The following is a 19,302-nucleotide window of genomic DNA, read 5'->3' as shown; positions in this document are numbered from 1 at the left end:
AGAAAAAAGGAACACTATAAATTATTAGTTCGAAATCTAAGGAATAAGAAAAATGAAAAGCTTGACATTTCAACGGTTGGTTCTGATATCAGATTCGAAAAGACTTGCGAATCAATTCGTGTTTCCCAAGAGATTGAATCTAATTACAGGAGTAGATAATAGTATAGGGAAATCTACTTTAGCTAAAAGTTTACTGTGGTCTTTAGGGTGTGAACCTACAATTGACGAAGAGTGGAAATCAAATGATATTAAATCGATCTTATATTTTACTATAAATAATAAACAATATTTTTCTTGTAGGGGAAGTCATTCAATAATTTTGGGTGAGGTTGGCGGTAAAGCGAAAAAATATTCGCATATAACTGGAGACTATTCAAAAGATTTATCAGACCTCGTTAGTTTTAAAATGAAACTTCCTAATCGTAGTGATGGTAGTTTAGAAACACCTCCACCAGCATACTATTTCTTACCATTTTATATTGATCAAGTAAAAAGTTGGAGTTCGCCATGGAATTCATTTGAATCCTTAGGGCAATATGCTAAATGGAAAAATCCGTTAATCAAATATTTCACTGGTTATCTGAAGCCAGAACATTTTGACATTGAAGAAAATATTTATGAGTACGGTGAAATCAAAAAAGAGTCATCAACAAAAATAGAGAGATTTAAAAACGCAGTTGAAGTAATTGTCGATAATCCAGATGACTTATCGGTAGCTTTAGATAATGAGAAGTTCAACCGAATTCAGGATGAAATTAACACTGAGCTACAAGGATTGATAAGTTATCAAACAAGGTTGTATGATGCTCAGGCAACACTTCTCTCAAATATTTATGATCTAGAAAGGCAATATGAGCTGGCTTCTAATTCAGCAAATGAACTAGAAGAGGATTATAAATTTGCTGTAGAGTCTATACCGACTGACACTTTAGAGTGCCCATTATGTGGTACTTTTCATGATAATTCGCTTCCTAGTAGAGCATTGCTTCTTTCAGAAAAAAATTTATTGCTTGATGAAGCAAGCTCTATCGCATCTAAAATAGTAGAACTTAAATTTTCATTAGCTGAATTAAATGAAAATGTTCAATTTGCCACAAATGAAATTGAGAGAATAAATAAGAAATACATCAATGATGGCAGTGATGGTAATCATTGTGAAAACGAAATTATTACGAAAGTTATAGATGCGATATCTACTGAAAATGTTTCAAGAAATATTCAAGTTAAAATTGATAACGAAGACCTTAAAATTAGTAGAGCCAATGGTTCTATAAAAGAATTAAAAAAAGATCAGAAAAAGCTTTTATCAGCTAGCGATAAGGAAGAATTGAATTCTTCTTTTATGTTCAAGCTGTTGGATAATATTGAAGCATTGGGATCAACAGGAGTAAATCTTAGTAAAGTAAAATCTCCAACAGATTATAAACAATTGCTAGGTGGTGGCGCAGCTGAAGCAGCTAGAGGATTACTAGCTTATCAATTCTCTATACTGCAACAAATACATGAGACTAAAACATGCATAGTGCCTCCATTTGTTATTGATACTCCTAATCAACAAGAACAGGCAGGGCACCGCTATGAGGTAGTCATTAAAAAATTAATGAGTAGTGTTCCTTTGGATTATCAGATAATACTATGTGCAATGGAAAATGATGCACTAAATGAATTCAAGAATGATGCTAATATTATAGTGCTTGATTCAAATAAACTTTTAAATTCATCACAGTATGACTCTTTGAGAGCTGAATATAAATCTATTCAGAAAATAGTTGTAGAGCAATGAGAAGATATAAATTGCATCGAGTATGTGATTTTTATTGTAGTGAGTGAGTTTTTCTTAGTGCTATTTTATACTCTAAAATAGCACTAAGCCATCATTCATATGAATTTAAATTAATTAAAGTGATTGGTTATCTAAGGGTATTAGTAATATTAATATATTTTTTTGTGCCACGTGATTAGTGTTGCCATATAAACCAACGATGATAAAATACACTATCGCCCGTTTGATGTGAGACTACTATGAAAAAAAACGAATTAATTCAAGCAACAAGACCAACTCGTACTCAACTTATTCGTTCGGTCGCAACCTCTACGGCGATTGAAACAGGGCAGGAATCCCGTCGCCTTGAAGAAGAAATGAAAGCGAAACGTGAGAAGTTTGGACATTTGAAACTGGCGATTTAGTTCGCTTTCAAGGCTTCGTTAACCCAATATTTCATGGGTTCATAGTTAAGGTTTAACCCCGCGTGGATTGCTGCAATGTATTTTTCGGGGTGTTGAGTCCAACTTTCATAGTCTAACGGCTGGAAACCAGCTTGTACCGCCATCACATCAGCGAGTAAACGCGATAAGCGCCCATTTCCTTCCCTGAACGGATGTATCAGAATTAACTCCACATGCACTGTGGCAATAGCTTCTATGACTTGTTCTCGGCTCATATTGGTGCAGGGTGTGTACTTCGCTAGAAACTCTTTCTCGAATTGAACAAGTAATTTTGCAACTCGACCCGCAGGGGCAAACATAAAGCCACCTTTGCTAATATTCACTGTACGTAATTGACCTGCCCACTCGTAAACATTTCCTAACCATTGGCGGTGCCAGCGCTGAATAAGTGATACCGTGATTTGTTCAGTTTGGAATTGCTCTTCAAAAATAACCTGATACAACTTTTCTAACAGAACAAGCTCTGCATCATTGATATCATCAACGTTTTGTCCACTCCCCTTTAATTGAGACACGTTAAATTAGAGTTTTCTAACTGTTTTCTGTATGCCTCCGGCGGGAGGTGATTTAAACTTTCATGAGTTCGATTTTGGTTATAATCTTGCAGCCAAAACCATGCTAATTCTCGTACTTGGCTTAATGATTCAAATAAATACGCATTTAAAAACTCACGACGGAACGAACCATTAAAGCGTTCGATAAACCCATTTTGCTGCGGTTTTCCCGGTTGAATATGGCACAGTAAAATTTGGTTATCTTCACAATAATTCAATAAGTTAACTGAAATGAGTTCAGGACCATTATCGACTCGGATCTGTTTCGGCAACCCTCTTTCGGCTTTTAAACGCTCAAGTACCCTGATGACGCGTTCAGCCGGTAATGACGTATCAACTTCGATCGCTAAGCATTCACGCGTTCCTTCATCAATAATATTGAGGGTTCTGAAGCGTTTGCCGCAATATAAACTGTCATGCATAAAATCCAATGCCCATTGAATATTCGGGACTTTCTCTATGACTAATGGCCTTTTTTCACGCTTCGGAAGCACTTTTTTAACCCGTCGTTTCAGATTTAATCCTAATCGACAATAAACGCGATAAACTCGTTTATGATTAAAAGGACAACCTTGAAATCTCAGTCGAAAATAGCATTTCCAGAATCCCGACTGTGGGGATTTCGCTAAAACGGATTGTATGGCATCGATGACGATTTTATCTTTCTCGTGCCAATTTTGAGTCTTTCGATAAAACGAAGCGCGAGGGAGCGATGTGAGTTTACACGCTTTAATGACTGATAAACCCGCAGCCTTTAACGACTGAGCACAGGATTTTTTTTCAGCCACTACCAACCCTTTTTTGCGAAAAGCTCCTTCATTGCATGGTTTTCAAGGCTAACTTCCGCAAAGAGCTTTTTCAGTTTCGCATTTTCATCTTCAAGCTCTTTTAATCGTTTAACATCATTAGCTTCCATGCCACCATACTTTGATTTCCAATTATAATAAGTGGCGTTGCTGATCCCATTTTGTCGGCAAATATCGCCCACTTTCATACCTGAATCAGCGAGTTTTAAAATATTAACGATTTGAGTTTCAGTAAAACGAGCTTTTTTCATCATGACCTCTGCAAATTTTAGGGCAGAAAATTTAATTATAGCTGTCTTATTTTAGGGGAAGTGGACAGTTTGAAAGCCCTAGCTTGTTAGCTAGCACTTCTTCATCAGAACCATCAGCAAATTTTCCTTCGCTGTTAAACACATCGTATTTATTCATATAAGCGTGTACTTGTGGTGTGGGTATGAATTTTGTACGTTATAATGCTAAAAACATCAAATAAATAATAACCACCTATAAATCAATGAATTAATTAAGTGTAGGTTAAATTGTAGGTTTTGCTGGGAAATTAATAAATATCTTTATATATCAATGCTAACACACCCATGCATCATGATTTTGATTCTAGGTTGGCCTGTTTTACCCAAATATCAAGTTTATCAGCCCAATCTTGCATCATGATTTTGCGCTCTTCAAGATAAGTTGCATGATTATATGAACGTCTAACGCTATTTGAGTCCATATGGGCTAATTGTGCTTCGATAGCATCAGGTCGATAACCTAACTCATTTAATCGTGTGCTGCCTGTTGTACGTGTCGCATGAGGGCTATATATACCACTCCAACCTCTCGTTTTAAGAAATTGCCTTAGCGAGTTAGTGGACATTGGTTTATGGCAAGAATCTCGACCGGGAAATAAATGTTTGCGGTTACCAGTAAAACCATAAAGAGATCTTAGAATCGTAATAGCTTGTGTAGGCAGAGGAACAATATGTTCTCTTCGTGCTTTCATACGCTCAGCTGGGATAGTCCAAAGTGCATTATCAAGATCGAATTCAGACCATTCAGCCTCAGCGACTTCAGATGGACGAGAAAGCGTCCACCACATTAACCACATACAATAGTTCAGTTGAAAGGTGCCACGGCTATTATCAAAGTTATTGAGTAGTTGACCTATTTGATCCGTAGTGAGGGCCTTTTTATGTTGTGTTTTGTTTGCTGGGAGAGCTTTTCTTATTGCCCATACTGGATCACTATCAGCTCTTAATGTGGCAACAGCAAATTCAAAAATCGAGGATATAGTCCGTTTAGCTTCAGCAGCAACTGTTGGGGCACCTCTTTGAACCTCACGTTGCAATATTTTGAGAATATGGTGAGATGTAATTTCTCTTATTGGTAATGTGCCGATAGAAGGAAATACAATGCGCTCCAACATATCAAGGCGACGGTATTTGGTTACATCAGCCCAATCTTTCATTTGCAACCATTCTTTTGCGATGATTTGAAATGTATTTGCAGATTCGTTCGCTTTTCTAATCTTATCTAGTTGCTTAGCTTGTGTTGGATTAATTCCTTCTGATACGAGTTTTCTGGCATCATCACATTTAGATCTGGCTTCAGCTAGTGTTACCAATGGGTAGTTGCCCAATGCAAGCATGCTTGATTTTCCATTTATTTGAAAACGGAATCGCCATGCTTTTTTACCATTAGGTTTCACTTCAAGGTACAAACCGTTGAAGTCATTGATACGATAAAGTTTTTCTTTAGGTTTTGCAGTTCGGCATTTTGTATCAGTAAGCATAATGAGTTCAACGAGTTATGTAAGTTGATATTATTATACTCACTTTAAAAGGGAAGATAAATAAATTGTACTCAGTTACGTACTCATTTAATCGCGAGCTTTTATGAAACTTAATGAGACATAAAAAAGCATAAAACCCAGTTAATATCATGAATTTTATGCTGTTTTCTTATTAAGTGATACTTTGTGAAACAGTATGAGACTAGAGTGTAAGCTTACACATTAAATAAGAAGTTAAGTACATCGCCGTCTTGAACAATATAATCTTTACCTTCAGCGCGCATTTTACCTGCTTCTTTTGCACCTTGCTCACCACGGTATTTGATAAAGTCATCAAACGCGATAGTTTGAGCGCGGATGAAGCCTTTTTCAAAATCAGTGTGGATCTTACCCGCTGCTTGTGGTGCTGTAGCACCAACAGGGATAGTCCATGCACGAACTTCCTTCACGCCAGCGGTGAAATAAGTTTGTAAGTTAAGCAGTTGATAACCGGCACGAATAACGCGGTTCAAACCAGGCTCTTCAATGCCTAAATCTGCCATAAACTCATCACGTTCTTCATCATCAAGTTCTGCGATATCAGATTCGATAGCGGCGCATACAGGAACGACAACAGAGCCTTCTGCTTCTGCGATTTTGTACACCATATCTAAGAATGGGTTATTTTCGAAACCATCCTCATTGACGTTAGCAATGTACATAGTGGGTTTTAATGTCAGGAAGCTTAAATAGCGGATCACAGCTTTTTCTTCAGTGCTGAGATCTAAAGTACGCAACATGCCTGCTTGTTCAAGGTGCGGTAAGCATTTTTGTAATGCTTCTAACTCTGCCTTAGCATCTTTATCACCGCCTTTTGCGCGTTTTTGAACACGATGAATAGCGCGTTCACAAGTATCAAGGTCAGCCAATGCTAGCTCAGTGTTGATAACTTCGATATCTTCAGCTGGATTTACTTGGCCTGCTACGTGGATAATGTTGTCGTTTTCAAAGCAACGAACCACATGACCGATAGCTTCAGTTTCACGGATATTCGTCAGGAATTGGTTACCTAAACCTTCACCTTTAGATGCCCCTTTTACCAAACCTGCAATATCAACAAATTCCATTGTGGTAGGCAAAATACGCTGTGGTTTGACAATTTCAGCCAATTGTTCAAGACGTGGGTCTGGCATTGGCACAACACCCGTATTCGGCTCAATCGTACAGAAAGGGAAGTTGGCTGCTTCGATGCCGGCTTTGGTCAATGCATTAAACAGTGTAGATTTACCCACGTTAGGCAGACCAACGATACCGCATTTAAAACCCATATGTTTCTCACCTTAAAATCACAAGGGGCAGGCGAGTGCTGCCCTAAATGTTAGAAAATTGGCGCTGATTATACACAAAAAGTTGATTTTAACGAAATGAACTCTTTTATCTGCTTCTAATTAAGCGGTAGCTTTAAAGCTATGCAGGCGATTCATTGCCTTTTCTATTCCATCATTGAGTAGAATATCGGTACATCTTAATGATTCATCGATAGCTTCATCAATCAGCTTTTGCTCTGAAACAGGCGGTTTACCGAGAACAAAGCCCACCACTTTATTTCTATCTCCTGGATGACCAATACCGATACGTAAGCGATAAAAGTTAGGGTTATTGCTAAATTTGTTTTGAATATCTTTCAGGCCGTTGTGACCACCATTACTACCACCCAATTTCATTTTAGCAACGCCGGGTGGTAAATCTAATTCATCGTGGGCGACTAAAATTTCATCAGGATTAATACGATAGAAATTAGCGATGGCCAATACTGACTTACCGCTTAAATTCATAAAGGTTGTTGGTACTAATAATCGAACATCATTGCCATTAAGGTTAATTCGTGCGGTATAACCAAAAAATTTAGGCTCTTCTTTTAGAGGTTGGTTATGGCGATCAGCAAGTAAATCAACATACCATGCACCTGCATTATGACGAGTTTGGGCATACTCAGCCCCAGGGTTGGCAAGGCCAACAATTAATTTTATTTTGCTCACGGCTAAGAATTCACTGTCAGTTAAGTCAAAAATTAGGTCTAGTTTACCCCGTGAAGGGCTAAATGTGCAAAATTGAATTAAGCCTATGGGTAAGTTAGTTACAAAGAAAATAATTCGGGAAAAATTCTTTTAAAAAAAGCATCTTTTGTACAGAAATAATAGAAAAAGTCTCACCCTGTGATACCCATCGCAAACAATTTTACTTATTGCACTATAATAAAGGCATAAAGATATATATTTTCCGAATATTTAATACTGGCTTTGCTTATCAGTCTACTGACATGGGAGGTAGATATGAAACGTAAAACGGCTGTTTTAGTAGGTAATATTTTGATGGTTTTAGGGTTAATTGCGATGATTGGGAGCTTAGCGGTTAATTTATCTTCTCATGTTTTTAGCCTTAACTTGCCAGATATGATCACGATGGGGTCACTATTTGGGATCTTCGTCGGTGCAATGATTTGGCTTGCCGGCGCAAGATTGGGTGGCAGAGATAAAGTGGCAGACCGCTACTGGTTGATAAAACACTATCATGACTCAAAGCATGATAATCACCGTTACCCATAGTGGATAGGGCTTACGTCTATTTTAGAGTCCCTTAACTTTAAAGAAAAATGTCATAAAGGTGCTGATTTTAGCGCCTTTATTATTTTGCCTTATGTTTGGTATAAATATGGACGTAAACGTGGTGATAAATAAAGCCCCTACGGTTGATGAACAACGGTAGGGGCGCTACTTAAATGTTATGACATTTCTTAAATTGTCTAAACACATAGAAAAAACGGGGTAATAATACCCCGTTAAGTCATTCTTAGTGTTCGAACATCGCAGAAATTGACTCTTCATTACTAATGCGGCGAATCGCTTCTGCCAGCATGCCTGAAAGTGTCAGCGTACGAACTTTGTTCAATGCCTTGATTTCAGGAGAAAGAGGAATTGTGTCACAAACAATGACTTCATCAATCACTGAATTTTTGATGTTGTCTACAGCGTTGCCAGAGAAAATAGGGTGAGTTGCGTAAGCGAATACGCGTTTAGCTCCACGCTCTTTCAATGCTTCAGCTGCTTTACACAGCGTGCCACCAGTATCTATCATATCGTCGACTAAAATGCAGTCACGACCAGAAACGTCACCGATAATGTGCATGACCTGAGAAACGTTTGCGCGTGGGCGACGTTTGTCGATGATAGCCATATCAGTGTCATTTAACAGTTTCGCAATTGCTCTAGCACGTACGACGCCGCCGATGTCTGGAGATACAACGATTGGGTTTTCCAAGTCTTTCTGTAACATATCTTCCAGAAGGATAGGGCTACCGAACACGTTATCAACAGGAACATCAAAGAAACCCTGGATCTGCTCTGCGTGTAGGTCAACAGTGAGAACACGGTCAACACCAACACTGGACAGAAAATCGGCAACAACTTTAGCGGTGATTGGTACACGGGCAGAACGTACGCGACGATCCTGTCTTGCATAACCGAAGTAAGGAATAACAGCGGTAATACGACCAGCAGATGCACGGCGTAGCGCATCGACCATAACAACCAGTTCCATCAGGTTATCATTGGTTGGTGCACAAGTTGACTGGATGATAAAGATATCACCACCGCGGACATTTTCATTAATTTGAACACTGACTTCGCCGTCGCTAAAACGACCAACAGCCGCGTCTCCAAGATTAGTGTAAAGGCGGTTAGCAACACGTTGTGCTAGTTCCGGTGTAGCGTTACCAGCAAAAAGCTTCATATCGGGCACGAGAAAAACCTCAGGCTTGCGTCCAGAGAGATATTGTTGACCAATAAAACGATTAAGTCGTGATTATTGGTGCAATACACGGGTTATCCCAGCGCGGAATCTGTGCAATGGCGATTCGTTCACCCCTTGAGCGACGAAACCTTGCACCCACGATGGGGCTTTATTTAACACCTGCAAGGCAGCAGCCTGTGTTTCAAATTCAGAAAAAACACACGCACCTGTTCCTGTTAGGCGAGACGGTGCATATTGTAACAGCCAAGAAACGAGCTGTTCAACCTCACGAAAACGTTTTCTTGCAATTGTTTCGCAATCATTTGCGTACGGAGCCAGTAATAATGCGGCTAGTGAGCGTTTTGGAGAATTTCTATTTAATTGCGGATCTGTGAAGATCATCGGGGTTGAGATTTCAATTCCGGGATGAGCGACCAAATACCATTTCTCCTTAGGTGACGCTGGTGTCAAAATTTCACCAATTCCTTCGGCAAAAGCGGCATGACCACGAACAAACACTGGCACATCTGCACCTAAGCTTTTACCTAGATCGGCTAACACATCATCAGAAATTTGAGTCCCCCAATGTTCATTTAATGCGACTAACACAGTAGCCGCATTTGAAGAACCGCCACCGATACCTCCTCCCATAGGTAAAATTTTATGAATAGTAATATCCGCGCCTAGGGGGTGTGTGAGTTTAAGTATTTCGTGGCAGTAGTGTTGTAACAATTTGGCTGCCCTAACGATTAAATTTTGTTCGGGCTCGACGCCTTCCATATGCGTCAGTAAATTGATTTGGTTATCAGTTCGGGTTGAGATGGTTATTTCATCGCCATAATCTAGAAATTGAAATAGCGTTTGTAGTTCATGATACCCATCAGCTCTACGACCTGTGATGTAAAGAAATAGATTTAATTTTGCGGGCGAGGGCCATGTCAAAGTCATTTCTGTAGCGTCCAACTATCCATTTTGAGTTTAATCAGTCGTGAACCTTGGCGTAACTCTAGGTTACTTGGCAACATTGGCGAAGTACTTTTATCATAAGAAAGATAGTTGAGTTGCCACGTTTCACCATTTTGTTGGAACGTTATTGATTTCAGTAAATGGTTTTCATCAAGTTCAAACTCAGTTGCCCGTCCCGGGGAGCCTGTTAGCCATGCGGTGAGGTCATCAAGAGGGATCTCCATTCCAGTGAGTTGATAAATCAACTCTGAAGGTACGTCACTCATGTGAGTTTGCCCATCTTTAGTCGTAAGGCGAGCTAAATCAGGTTCGACTGTTAATTCTAATTCGCGGCTACCCAATGGGTTAGTTAATAATAGACGGTATTTTTCAGGCGTATATTGTTGCCAGAAAAATTTAGCGTAAGTTTTGGTTTCCCCGCCGTTATAAACAAACGAGCCACGTGTTTGATAATCTCGTAGGGCATTAAGTTCTTGTAAATGTGTTTTCCATTGAGGGTCGGATGCTGAGCCAGTTCCTGTTGTTGTTTGTTTGTTGAAGACACATGCGGTTAGCAATAAACACGACAGCGGCAGTAAACGCCACAAACCCCGTGTTGTGATAGAGCGATAAGTAGCCCAAGTAGTGAACAGTTGCATAGCGACTCTCAAAAATCATTTAGTGAAAATAAATGGTGGCCTATCAAAACCTAGGCCCAAACCGAAGTGTAACCTGTTATTGTCAGTGAAGAAAACGTCTTCATTAGCAATGATAATAGTGAAAACAGGGTGAACTGAATAAAATAGTGCGCGAAAAACGCTAAATTATCAATCAGATTGAGGCTGATTTGCCTATCTATACAATTAGCTATAACTACGGTTTGCGTTACGTGCCAAATTATTGCATTTTAGATACCTATTATTGATATAGGGAATACCTTATTATATATAATAAAATAAAGAGTACATTTGTAAGCTTATGCGATGTAAACTTTTATAATAACAATAAGGTATGTGATGAAATAGCCATCAATTTTCTCTGCCAAAATCTGGCCTTGATCATCTTTATAATCTTTGATTATTAGCAGGGCGTAGAAAGCGCGGCTCGGATCATCTACAATAGTAGGTAAACAAATCACGGTAATATGATTACTGTTGAATAATTAATTAGCAATGTGAGCAATGTAATTAAGCACAATGACCCTATTAGCCTTAGGCATCAACCATAAAACGGCACCAGTGGCTCTGCGTGAGAGGGTCACTTTTGGACCAGAAAAAATAGACCATGCACTTGAGCAGTTATTACAACAGCCTCAAGTTAGCGGTGGTGTTGTGCTGTCGACGTGTAATAGAACAGAGCTGTACCTTAGCTTGGAATCGCAAGAGCAGGCGCAAGAGCAGTTGATTGCATGGCTATGTGAATTTCATAATATCACTGACAAAGATTTAAAGCCTAGCTTGTATTGGCATGAGGGTGACCAAGCCGTTAGCCATTTAATGCGTGTTGCTAGTGGGTTAGACTCATTAGTGCTTGGCGAACCCCAAATTCTTGGGCAAGTCAAAAAAGCCTTTGCACTTTCTCAAGATAATCATTCACTCTCCAGTGAGCTAGAGCGTTTATTTCAAAAGTCATTTTCAGTGGCTAAGCGTGTTCGTACTGAAACTGAAATCGGCGCTAATGCTGTCTCTGTGGCCTTTGCCGCATGTACACTAGCAAGGCAAATTTTCGAATCACTTAAACATTTGAATATACTGCTGGTGGGAGCAGGGGAAACGATTGAATTAGTGGCCCGCCATTTACGTGAGCATGGCGTACAGCGCATGATGATTGCCAATCGTACTCGTGAACGCGCTCAATTATTAGCGAGTGAAGTTAACGCTGAAGTGATCACACTCTCTGATATTGATACGCGTTTGGCGCAAGCAGATATTGTGATCAGCTCGACGGCTAGCCCATTACCTATTATTGGTAAAGGTATGGTGGAGCGAGCGATGAAAGTACGTCGTAATAAACCAATGTTACTAATTGATATCGCAGTTCCTCGTGATATCGAGGAAGATGTTGAAAAATTACGAGATGTTTATTTGTACACCGTTGATGATCTTGAATCCATTATTCAGCAAAACTTAGCACAACGTAAAGCTGCTGCTGTCGAAGCTGAATTTATTGTTGAACAAGAAAGCAGCCATTTCATGGATTGGTTGCGCTCGCAAGCAGCAGTGTCTACAATTCGCGATTACAGAGCGCAAGCAGAGGCAATCCGCGCGGGTATGACAGAAAAAGCACTCGCGGCAATTAGTCAGGGTGCAGATCCTGAACAAGTTATTACGCAACTTACCCAACAATTGACCAATCGCTTGATCCACGCACCGACAAAGTCTTTACAGCAAGCTGCTGGAGATGGTGATGTGGAGCGTCTGAATCTACTTAGGGACAGCTTAGGGCTGAACCATCAATAACCACATTTTAATCATGGGTCTGATATAACGAATGAAGCCTTCTATTGTCGCAAAACTGGAAGCATTACAGGAACGCTATGAAGAAATTCAAGCACACCTTGCCGATGCAGGTGTGATTGCTGATCAGGGGCGTTTTCGCGCCCTATCAAAAGAGTATGCTCAACTGACTGATGTCGCAAAATGTTTTACCGCATGGCGAACTGTTCAAGAGGATATCGAAACAGCAGAAATGATGCTAGATGATCCTGAAATGAAAGAAATGGCTCAAGAAGAGCTGAAAGAAGCAAAAACGCGCAATGAAGAGCTAGAGCAGCAGTTACAATTACTATTATTACCAAAAGATCCGGATGACGAATACAACTGTTTTCTTGAAATTCGTGCGGGTGCAGGTGGTGATGAAGCGGCTATTTTTGCGGGGGATCTATTCCGTATGTATAGCCGTTTTGCAGAAGCAAATCGTTGGCGTGTTGAGCTAATGAGTACCAGTGATGGTGAGCACGGCGGTTATAAAGAAGTTATCGCAAAAATATCTGGTGAAAGTGTCTATGGACGCCTGAAATTTGAATCGGGTGGTCATCGTGTTCAACGTGTGCCTGAAACTGAATCGCAAGGGCGTATTCATACATCGGCATGTACGGTCGCAATCCTTCCTGAATTACCTGAAGCTGAACTACCTGATATTAGTCCTGCTGACTTGCGTATTGATACTTTCCGTTCTTCTGGTGCGGGTGGACAGCACGTTAACACCACCGACTCAGCGATTCGTATTACTCACCTTCCAACAGGTATTGTAGTTGAATGTCAGGATGAACGTTCACAGCACAAAAACAAAGCTAAAGCGATGTCAGTGTTGGGAGCTCGTATTCGTCAAGCTGAAATGGATAAACGTCAAGCCGCAGAAGCTTCGGAGCGTCGTAATTTATTAGGTTCAGGAGATCGTTCTGACCGTATCCGTACTTATAACTTTCCTCAAGGTAGGGTAACGGATCATCGAATTAACCTAACCCTATACCGTTTAGACGAAGTCATGGAAGGAAAACTAGATACGTTAATTCAGCCAATTATTAACGAATATCAAGCTGACCAACTTTCTGCATTATCTGAGCAAGACTAATGCAGTACGGTGAATGGGTGAGCCTAGCTGTTGCTAGGCTGTCAAATAGCGACAGTGCTAAACGAGACGCAGAGATCTTATTGCAACACGTCACTAGGCAAACGCGAACATTTATTTTTGCATTTGCGGAGACAGAGTTAAAACTCGTAGAGCAAGATCACTTAGAATCTTTGTTGCAACGCCGAGAGCAAGGTGAACCCATTGCCTACATCATTGGTGAACGTGAATTTTGGTCTTTGCCATTATTTGTCTCACCTGCAACACTTATCCCTCGTCCTGACACTGAATGTCTTGTTGAACAAGCCTTAATACGCTTGCCAGCACAGCCTTGTCACATTTTAGATTTAGGAACAGGGACGGGGGCAATTGCATTGGCTCTTGCTTCTGAACGTTTGGATAGCACAGTTGTCGGTATCGATTTCAATCCTGAAGCAGTTTCTCTGGCACAAAGCAATCAACAGCGTTTAGCTATAAATAATGTGCAGTTTTTTCAAAGTGATTGGTATAAGGCTCTTTTCAATCAACATTTTGATATGATTGTTAGTAATCCACCTTATATTGATGGAAATGACGTTCATTTACAGCAAGGCGATGTAAGATTTGAGCCTTTGACTGCATTAGTGGCAGATAATCAAGGATTATCAGATTTAGACCATATTGTTTCCAAGTCGAAAGGATATCTTAAACCGAAGGGTTGGCTGCTGGTTGAACATGGATGGCAACAAGGTGCAGCGGTACGAAAACTGTTTGAACAATATGGATTTAGCAATATTGAAACCTGCCTAGATTATGGCGGCCGAGATAGAATTTCGCTTGGGCAGTGGAATAAAGCAGTGGAAGAGTGATGAAAACCATAAAAAATATTGAATTCAATAAAATACCTTTAAGTGAAGGTATTATGATGGTCTCGCAAAACGTTCGTGTAGATTTTCCTCTGATGCAGGTTCAAGCTCAGTTAGATAGCTTAGTAGAGACAGCTAAAGCGGCTATCGATTTACAGGCTGATAATGAAAGCAAAATAAATCAGTTGCTATGCCTCTTTTATCAGCAGTGGCGCTTTGGTGGAGCAGATGGTATTTATGCTTTATCTGATATGCTTTGGTTAGATAAGGTTTTGACCTCAAAACGAGGTACACCTGTCTCATTGGGCTCAATATTTCTATATATCGCCGAGAAACTTGATATTGCTATAGAACCGGCGGTGTTTCCAACCCAGCTACTTTTGCTGGCACAAAAAAACGATGGTTCTCAATGGTTCATAAACCCAGTTAATGGTGAAACGTTATCGTGGCATACATTAAATCTTTGGCTTAAAGGAACAGTCGATCCATACTCCGATCTTGATGACGATCAACTTGATGTTGCGGAAAACAGTGTGATTATTCGTAAATTATTTGACACGCTGAAAGCATCATTGATGGAAGAAAAAAAGATGGAATTGGCACTAAGGGTTTGTGAAACATTACTGGCGTTAGATCCTGAAGATCCATATGAAATCCGTGATCGTGGGTTAATCCTCGCACATTTAGATTGTAATCATGTTGCTTTGAATGATTTAAACTACTTTATTGAACACTGCCCAGAAGATCCTGTTTCTGAAATGATTAAAATTCAGATATATTCATTAGATAATCTTCCTGTAGTGTTACATTAATTTATTGTATAGACAGAAAACTGTCTCGATATAAAAGGTAAGAGCATGCAACAGAAAATGGTCAGTATTGGTGATATCCAAGTCGCTAACAATCTCCCTTTTGTTCTTTTTGGTGGGATGAACGTTCTTGAATCACGTGATATGGCAATGAAGGTGTGTGAGCACTATGTGACTGTGACTCAAAAATTAGGCATTCCTTACGTATTTAAAGCATCGTTTGATAAAGCTAACCGTTCATCAATTCATTCATATCGTGGCCCAGGCCTTGATGAAGGAATGAAAATTTTTGAAGAATTGAAAAAAACGTTTGGCGTAAAAATTATTACTGATGTTCATGAACCATCACAAGCTCAACCCGTTGCTGAAGTCGTGGATGTAATTCAATTACCTGCATTTTTGGCACGTCAAACCGATTTGGTTGCGGCAATGGCTAAAACGGATGCTGTTATCAATATTAAAAAACCACAATTTATCAGCCCGGGGCAAATGGGGAATATCGTTGAAAAATTTATTGAAGGTGGCAACGATAAAATTATCCTGTGTGACCGTGGCGCGAACTTTGGTTATGATAATTTAGTGGTTGATATGCTTGGCTTTAATGTCATGATGCAGGCCTCTAAAGGTTGCCCAGTTATTTTTGATGTTACTCATTCATTGCAATGTCGTGATCCATTTGGTGCTGCCTCTGGTGGTCGTCGTGCTCAAGTTGCTGAATTGGCAAGGGCGGGTATGGCTGTTGGCCTAGCTGGGTTGTTCCTTGAAGCTCATCCAGACCCAGATAATGCGCGTTGTGATGGCCCGTCAGCTTTACCTTTGAATAAACTAGAGCCATTCTTGCAGCAAGTTCAAGCCATTGATGCGCTTGTTAAAAGTTTTCCTGAGTTAGATACTAGCCGTTAATCACTATTTGGTATGCAACTCAATCAAGTTGTCAACATGTTCGGCGCTGATCTCCAGCGCCGTTATGGTGAGAAAATTCATAAAATTACCCTTCATGGCGGTTTCAATTGCCCTAATCGGGATGGCACCCTTGGTCGTGGTGGTTGTACATTTTGTAACGTGTCTTCTTTTTCTGATGAAACTCAATCGTCTCTATCCATTAGCGAACAAATTCGTGGGCAAGTGACTAAAATTACTCGTGCTAATCGCTATCTTGCCTATTTTCAAGCCTACACGAGTACTTATGCAGAGGTATGCATATTAAAAGAGCTCTATGAAGAAGCTCTTAAACAGGCTGACATTGTTGGATTATGTGTTGGAACGCGTCCCGACTGTGTCCCTGAAGAGGTTTTATCGCTATTGAGCAGCTATCGTGAGCGCGGTTATGAAATATGGTTAGAGCTAGGTTTACAAAGTGCCCATGATAGAACACTGCATCGTATTAACCGAGGGCATAATTTTTCGTCGTATCAGCAAACAGCGAGTAAAGCACGACAATTGGGATTGAAGGTGTGTACCCATCTTATTTGTGGCTTACCTAACGAAGACCAATTAATGAATATGCAAACGCTCGATAAAGTCCTTGAATGTGGAACAGATGGCATTAAATTGCATCCTTTACACATTGTTGATGGCAGCATAATGGCTAAAAGTTGGCAAGTTGGACGTCTTCAACCGATCACATTGGCGGACTACACCTCAATCGCTGGCGAAATGATCCGTCATACTCCATCTGAAATTATTTATCATCGTATATGTGCTAGTGCTCGACGTCCGACACTATTAGCACCAGAGTGGTGCGCAAACCGTTGGTTAGGCATGAATAGTCTATATCAGTATCTACTGTCTCATGGTGGACAAGGCTCTGCGTTGTAGCTCCTGTAGCTGCGCCTAAAATATAAATATTCAGACTAAAATAAATTAATGTGGCATGGAGACGCCCAACAAGATTGATTGAATATTGTTAGTTTTATTGCTGATAAAAATCCTCAATCAGCACAACAAATAAAAAATGAAGTAGCAACCAAGGCTTCACAACTATTATCTTTTCCAGATATGGGGCGAACAGGATGAGTAAAAGGTATGAGGGAATTGGTGATTAATCACCACTATGTCATTATTTATGTTCAATTGAAAAGTAATATCATTATGTTAAGGATGTTACACACTTCACAGCAATGGCCGCTGATCTCAGTAATTTGAAATAAAAAATTAGCCGCTACTCAGGTATCTGACAGCGGCTAATTTTATTTATTCAGAATCAAGCTCTTCAAGAGCTTTATCTATCGAATTATAGAAACTTAATGTGCCTTCAATTGGTGTCACACGTGCGCGAGCCAAGGTTTTTAAAGGCTGGAATGGAATATCACATACAACAATATGCGTGTCTTTTTTTACGGTATCGATAAATTTTTGAAATGCTTCTAAGCCACCCGCATCGAGAACAGGGACAGCATCCCATTGCATAACGATCGTTTCGTAACCTTCACTTTTGATCCTTAATTCATCAAATATGCGTTCTGCGGCAGCAAAGAACAGAGGACCATTTACGCGTACGACCAATCGACTTTTCGTTTCATCCGTTGCTGCTAACTCACTAATTCGTGTCATGTTGGCTATGCGGCGCATAAATAGCAATGATGCTAAAACGATACCGACAGTAATTGCAATCACCATATCAAATAACACAGTCAGAGACATACAAAGCAGTAGAACAATGATGTCGTCTTTAGGGGCGCGACGTATCAGGTCGATAACTTTACGTGCGGCGCTCATATTCCAAGCGACCATTAACAACAGTGATGACATCGCAGCAAGAGGCAGATAGGAAAGCATTGGTGCCAATACCAGTAATGTAAGTAGTACTAGCAGTGAATGGATGATAGCTGATACGGGCGAGGTTGCTCCTGCACGAACGTTAGCCGCTGAGCGTGCAATAGCTGCTGTTGCTGTGATCCCACCAAAAAATGGTGCAGCGATATTACCAAAACCTTGGCCGATCAGTTCACTATTTGAATGATGTTTTTTACCTGTCATATTATCAAGTACGACAGCGCAAAGTAGTGATTCAATAGCCCCTAAAACGGCCATAGAAAAAGCGGCTGGCATTAAAGCCGTAATCATTGACCAGCTAATTGGTGCACTACCAGGAAGCTCCCACGGTAGAACAAATTGAGGCAAAATGGGAGGGATACCGTTACCCTCAGTGCCATCAGGTAATAAATAACTAAATTGCGAACCAATAGTAGCCACTTGCTTATCAAACAGTGATAAACACCACATGACTAAAGTACCTGCGACCAACGCTGGTAAGTGACCGGGTAACTTTAAGCCAAGTTTTGGCCAATAAATTAGGATTAATAAGGTAACAAGACCAATTAATGTATCGCTATATTGTAAGGTTGGTAAGGCATTAGCTAATGCAATGACTTTATCAACATAGTTTTCGGGCACGTGCGCCAATTGCAGGCCAAAAAAATCTTTAATCTGCATTGTGGCAATGGTGATAGCGATCCCTGAAGTAAATCCCAATGTGACAGAAACAGGAATATATTCGATAAATTTCCCGAAGCGGGCAAAACCCATTGCCAGTAAGATAAGCCCCGACATAAGTGTCGCAACCAGTAAACCACTTATGCCAAACTGTTGCGACACTGGATATAGGATCACTACAAAAGCGGCCGTGGGGCCTGAAACACTGTAACGTGATCCCCCCGAGATGGCGATAACAATACCTGCAATTGCCGCAGTATACAGCCCATATTGCGGAGGCACACCACTTGCTATAGCTAAGGCCATTGCTAATGGAATGGCGATAATTCCGACGGTGATCCCTGCAATTAAATCTTTAATAAAACGCGCAAAGGTATATTTTTCTTTCCAACATGAATCTATTAGCGCACTAAATGGGCGCAATCTATTAATTTTTTTTGTACTCATTGTACCCCACCAAAATAACAGGGTGAAAATAATGGAAAACGAATGACAAAGGATACGCTGAATTCATTGGAAAAAATCTGTTATGAGTCAATGAATTCGTAATTATCATAACGGTTACAGTGCCAA

General features: G+C 40.2%; 18 protein-coding genes. 9 read left to right on the top strand and 9 right to left on the bottom strand.

Annotated elements, in window-relative coordinates; translation table 11 throughout:
- Nucleotides 1–52 precede the first annotated feature (52 nt).
- Both SC428_RS02735 and SC428_RS02730 read left to right on the top strand, forming a co-directional pair.
- A complete protein-coding gene (locus SC428_RS02735; RefSeq protein WP_318705772.1) occupies nt 53–1,783 on the top strand; it encodes a hypothetical protein in 1,731 nt (576 codons plus the stop codon).
- 239 nt (nt 1,784–2,022) lie between these two features.
- Nucleotides 2,023–2,187 carry a hypothetical protein gene (locus SC428_RS02730; RefSeq protein WP_006536548.1) on the top strand — a complete coding sequence of 55 codons (165 nt, stop codon included), beginning with the start codon at nt 2,023–2,025 and terminating at the stop codon, nt 2,185–2,187.
- Here the strand turns inward: SC428_RS02730 and SC428_RS02725 are convergent.
- The 5 genes from SC428_RS02725 to pth form a co-directional block, all read right to left on the bottom strand.
- Nucleotides 2,184–2,741, bottom strand: a complete 558-nt coding sequence (locus tag SC428_RS02725) for a Fic/DOC family protein (RefSeq protein WP_318705771.1) — start codon at nt 2,739–2,741, stop codon at nt 2,184–2,186. The genes SC428_RS02730 and SC428_RS02725 overlap by 4 nt on opposite strands.
- A protein-coding gene (locus SC428_RS02720) for an IS3 family transposase (RefSeq protein WP_412544571.1) occupies nt 2,729–3,837 on the bottom strand; the annotation gives its coding sequence in 2 pieces (ribosomal slippage) (nt 2,729–3,585 and nt 3,585–3,837; 1,110 coding nt in all). Before SC428_RS02720 ends, SC428_RS02725 begins: the two co-directional genes overlap by 13 nt.
- Before the next feature lie 329 nt (nt 3,838–4,166).
- Nucleotides 4,167–5,357 (bottom strand): tyrosine-type recombinase/integrase, encoded by a 1,191-nt coding sequence (locus SC428_RS02710; RefSeq protein ID WP_004910599.1) that lies wholly within the window; start codon nt 5,355–5,357, stop codon nt 4,167–4,169.
- Nucleotides 5,358–5,572: 215 nt separating this feature from the next.
- Nucleotides 5,573–6,664 (bottom strand): redox-regulated ATPase YchF, encoded by a 1,092-nt coding sequence (gene ychF, locus SC428_RS02705; protein WP_318705770.1) that lies wholly within the window; start codon nt 6,662–6,664, stop codon nt 5,573–5,575.
- A gap of 120 nt (nt 6,665–6,784) precedes the next feature.
- Nucleotides 6,785–7,375, bottom strand: coding sequence for an aminoacyl-tRNA hydrolase (pth, locus tag SC428_RS02700; protein WP_070929653.1), 591 nt, complete (start codon nt 7,373–7,375; stop codon nt 6,785–6,787).
- 294 nt (nt 7,376–7,669) lie between these two features.
- Here pth and ychH point away from each other — a divergent pair, with 294 nt between their 5' ends.
- On the top strand, nt 7,670–7,942 hold the full coding sequence (gene ychH, locus SC428_RS02695; RefSeq protein WP_070929652.1) for a stress-induced protein YchH: 273 nt from the start codon (nt 7,670–7,672) through the stop codon (nt 7,940–7,942).
- 244 nt (nt 7,943–8,186) lie between these two features.
- Here the strand turns inward: ychH and prs are convergent, their stop codons facing one another.
- The 3 genes from prs to lolB all read right to left on the bottom strand — a co-directional run bounded on the left by prs (nt 8,187) and on the right by lolB (nt 10,729).
- The gene (gene prs / locus SC428_RS02690; protein ID WP_006661866.1) at nt 8,187–9,134 is read right to left on the bottom strand and encodes a ribose-phosphate diphosphokinase; all 948 of its coding nucleotides are present in this window, start codon (nt 9,132–9,134) and stop codon (nt 8,187–8,189) included.
- Between the two features lie 63 nt (nt 9,135–9,197).
- Nucleotides 9,198–10,073 carry a 4-(cytidine 5'-diphospho)-2-C-methyl-D-erythritol kinase gene (gene ispE, locus SC428_RS02685; RefSeq protein WP_140179244.1) on the bottom strand — a complete coding sequence of 292 codons (876 nt, stop codon included), beginning with the start codon at nt 10,071–10,073 and terminating at the stop codon, nt 9,198–9,200.
- A complete protein-coding gene (lolB, locus tag SC428_RS02680; protein ID WP_070929650.1) occupies nt 10,070–10,729 on the bottom strand; it encodes a lipoprotein insertase outer membrane protein LolB in 660 nt (219 codons plus the stop codon). Before lolB ends, ispE begins: the two co-directional genes overlap by 4 nt.
- Before the next feature lie 537 nt (nt 10,730–11,266).
- Here lolB and hemA point away from each other — a divergent pair.
- Genes hemA through SC428_RS02650 form a run of 6 tightly spaced genes read left to right on the top strand, consistent with a single transcriptional unit; the run spans nt 11,267 to nt 17,112 of the window.
- Nucleotides 11,267–12,529, top strand: coding sequence for a glutamyl-tRNA reductase (hemA, locus tag SC428_RS02675; protein ID WP_070929649.1), 1,263 nt, complete (start codon nt 11,267–11,269; stop codon nt 12,527–12,529).
- Nucleotides 12,530–12,560: 31 nt separating this feature from the next.
- Complete coding sequence (prfA, locus tag SC428_RS02670; protein ID WP_070929648.1) at nt 12,561–13,643, top strand: peptide chain release factor 1; 1,083 nt, start codon at nt 12,561–12,563, stop codon at nt 13,641–13,643.
- Complete coding sequence (gene prmC / locus SC428_RS02665) at nt 13,643–14,488, top strand: peptide chain release factor N(5)-glutamine methyltransferase (RefSeq protein WP_070929647.1); 846 nt, start codon at nt 13,643–13,645, stop codon at nt 14,486–14,488. Before prfA ends, prmC begins: the two co-directional genes overlap by 1 nt.
- Complete coding sequence (gene sirB1 / locus SC428_RS02660) at nt 14,488–15,297, top strand: invasion regulator SirB1 (RefSeq protein WP_140179246.1); 810 nt, start codon at nt 14,488–14,490, stop codon at nt 15,295–15,297. The genes prmC and sirB1 overlap by 1 nt, the downstream gene beginning before the upstream one ends.
- A gap of 45 nt (nt 15,298–15,342) precedes the next feature.
- Nucleotides 15,343–16,197 carry a 3-deoxy-8-phosphooctulonate synthase gene (kdsA, locus tag SC428_RS02655; RefSeq protein ID WP_070929646.1) on the top strand — a complete coding sequence of 285 codons (855 nt, stop codon included), beginning with the start codon at nt 15,343–15,345 and terminating at the stop codon, nt 16,195–16,197.
- 12 nt (nt 16,198–16,209) lie between these two features.
- Nucleotides 16,210–17,112, top strand: a complete 903-nt coding sequence (locus SC428_RS02650) for a TIGR01212 family radical SAM protein (RefSeq protein ID WP_070929645.1) — start codon at nt 16,210–16,212, stop codon at nt 17,110–17,112.
- 375 nt (nt 17,113–17,487) lie between these two features.
- On the opposite strand, the gene dauA is transcribed toward SC428_RS02650, so the two are convergent.
- Nucleotides 17,488–19,176: a C4-dicarboxylic acid transporter DauA gene (gene dauA / locus SC428_RS02645; RefSeq protein WP_140179248.1), complete on the bottom strand. Its 1,689-nt coding sequence runs from the start codon at nt 19,174–19,176 to the stop codon at nt 17,488–17,490.
- Nucleotides 19,177–19,302: the final 126 nt, after the last annotated feature.

The sequence above is a fragment of the Providencia sp. 2023EL-00965 genome (assembly GCF_033550225.1).
GTDB classification, from domain to species: domain Bacteria; phylum Pseudomonadota; class Gammaproteobacteria; order Enterobacterales; family Enterobacteriaceae; genus Providencia; species Providencia manganoxydans.
This window is presented reverse-complemented; position numbering and strand designations above follow the sequence as displayed.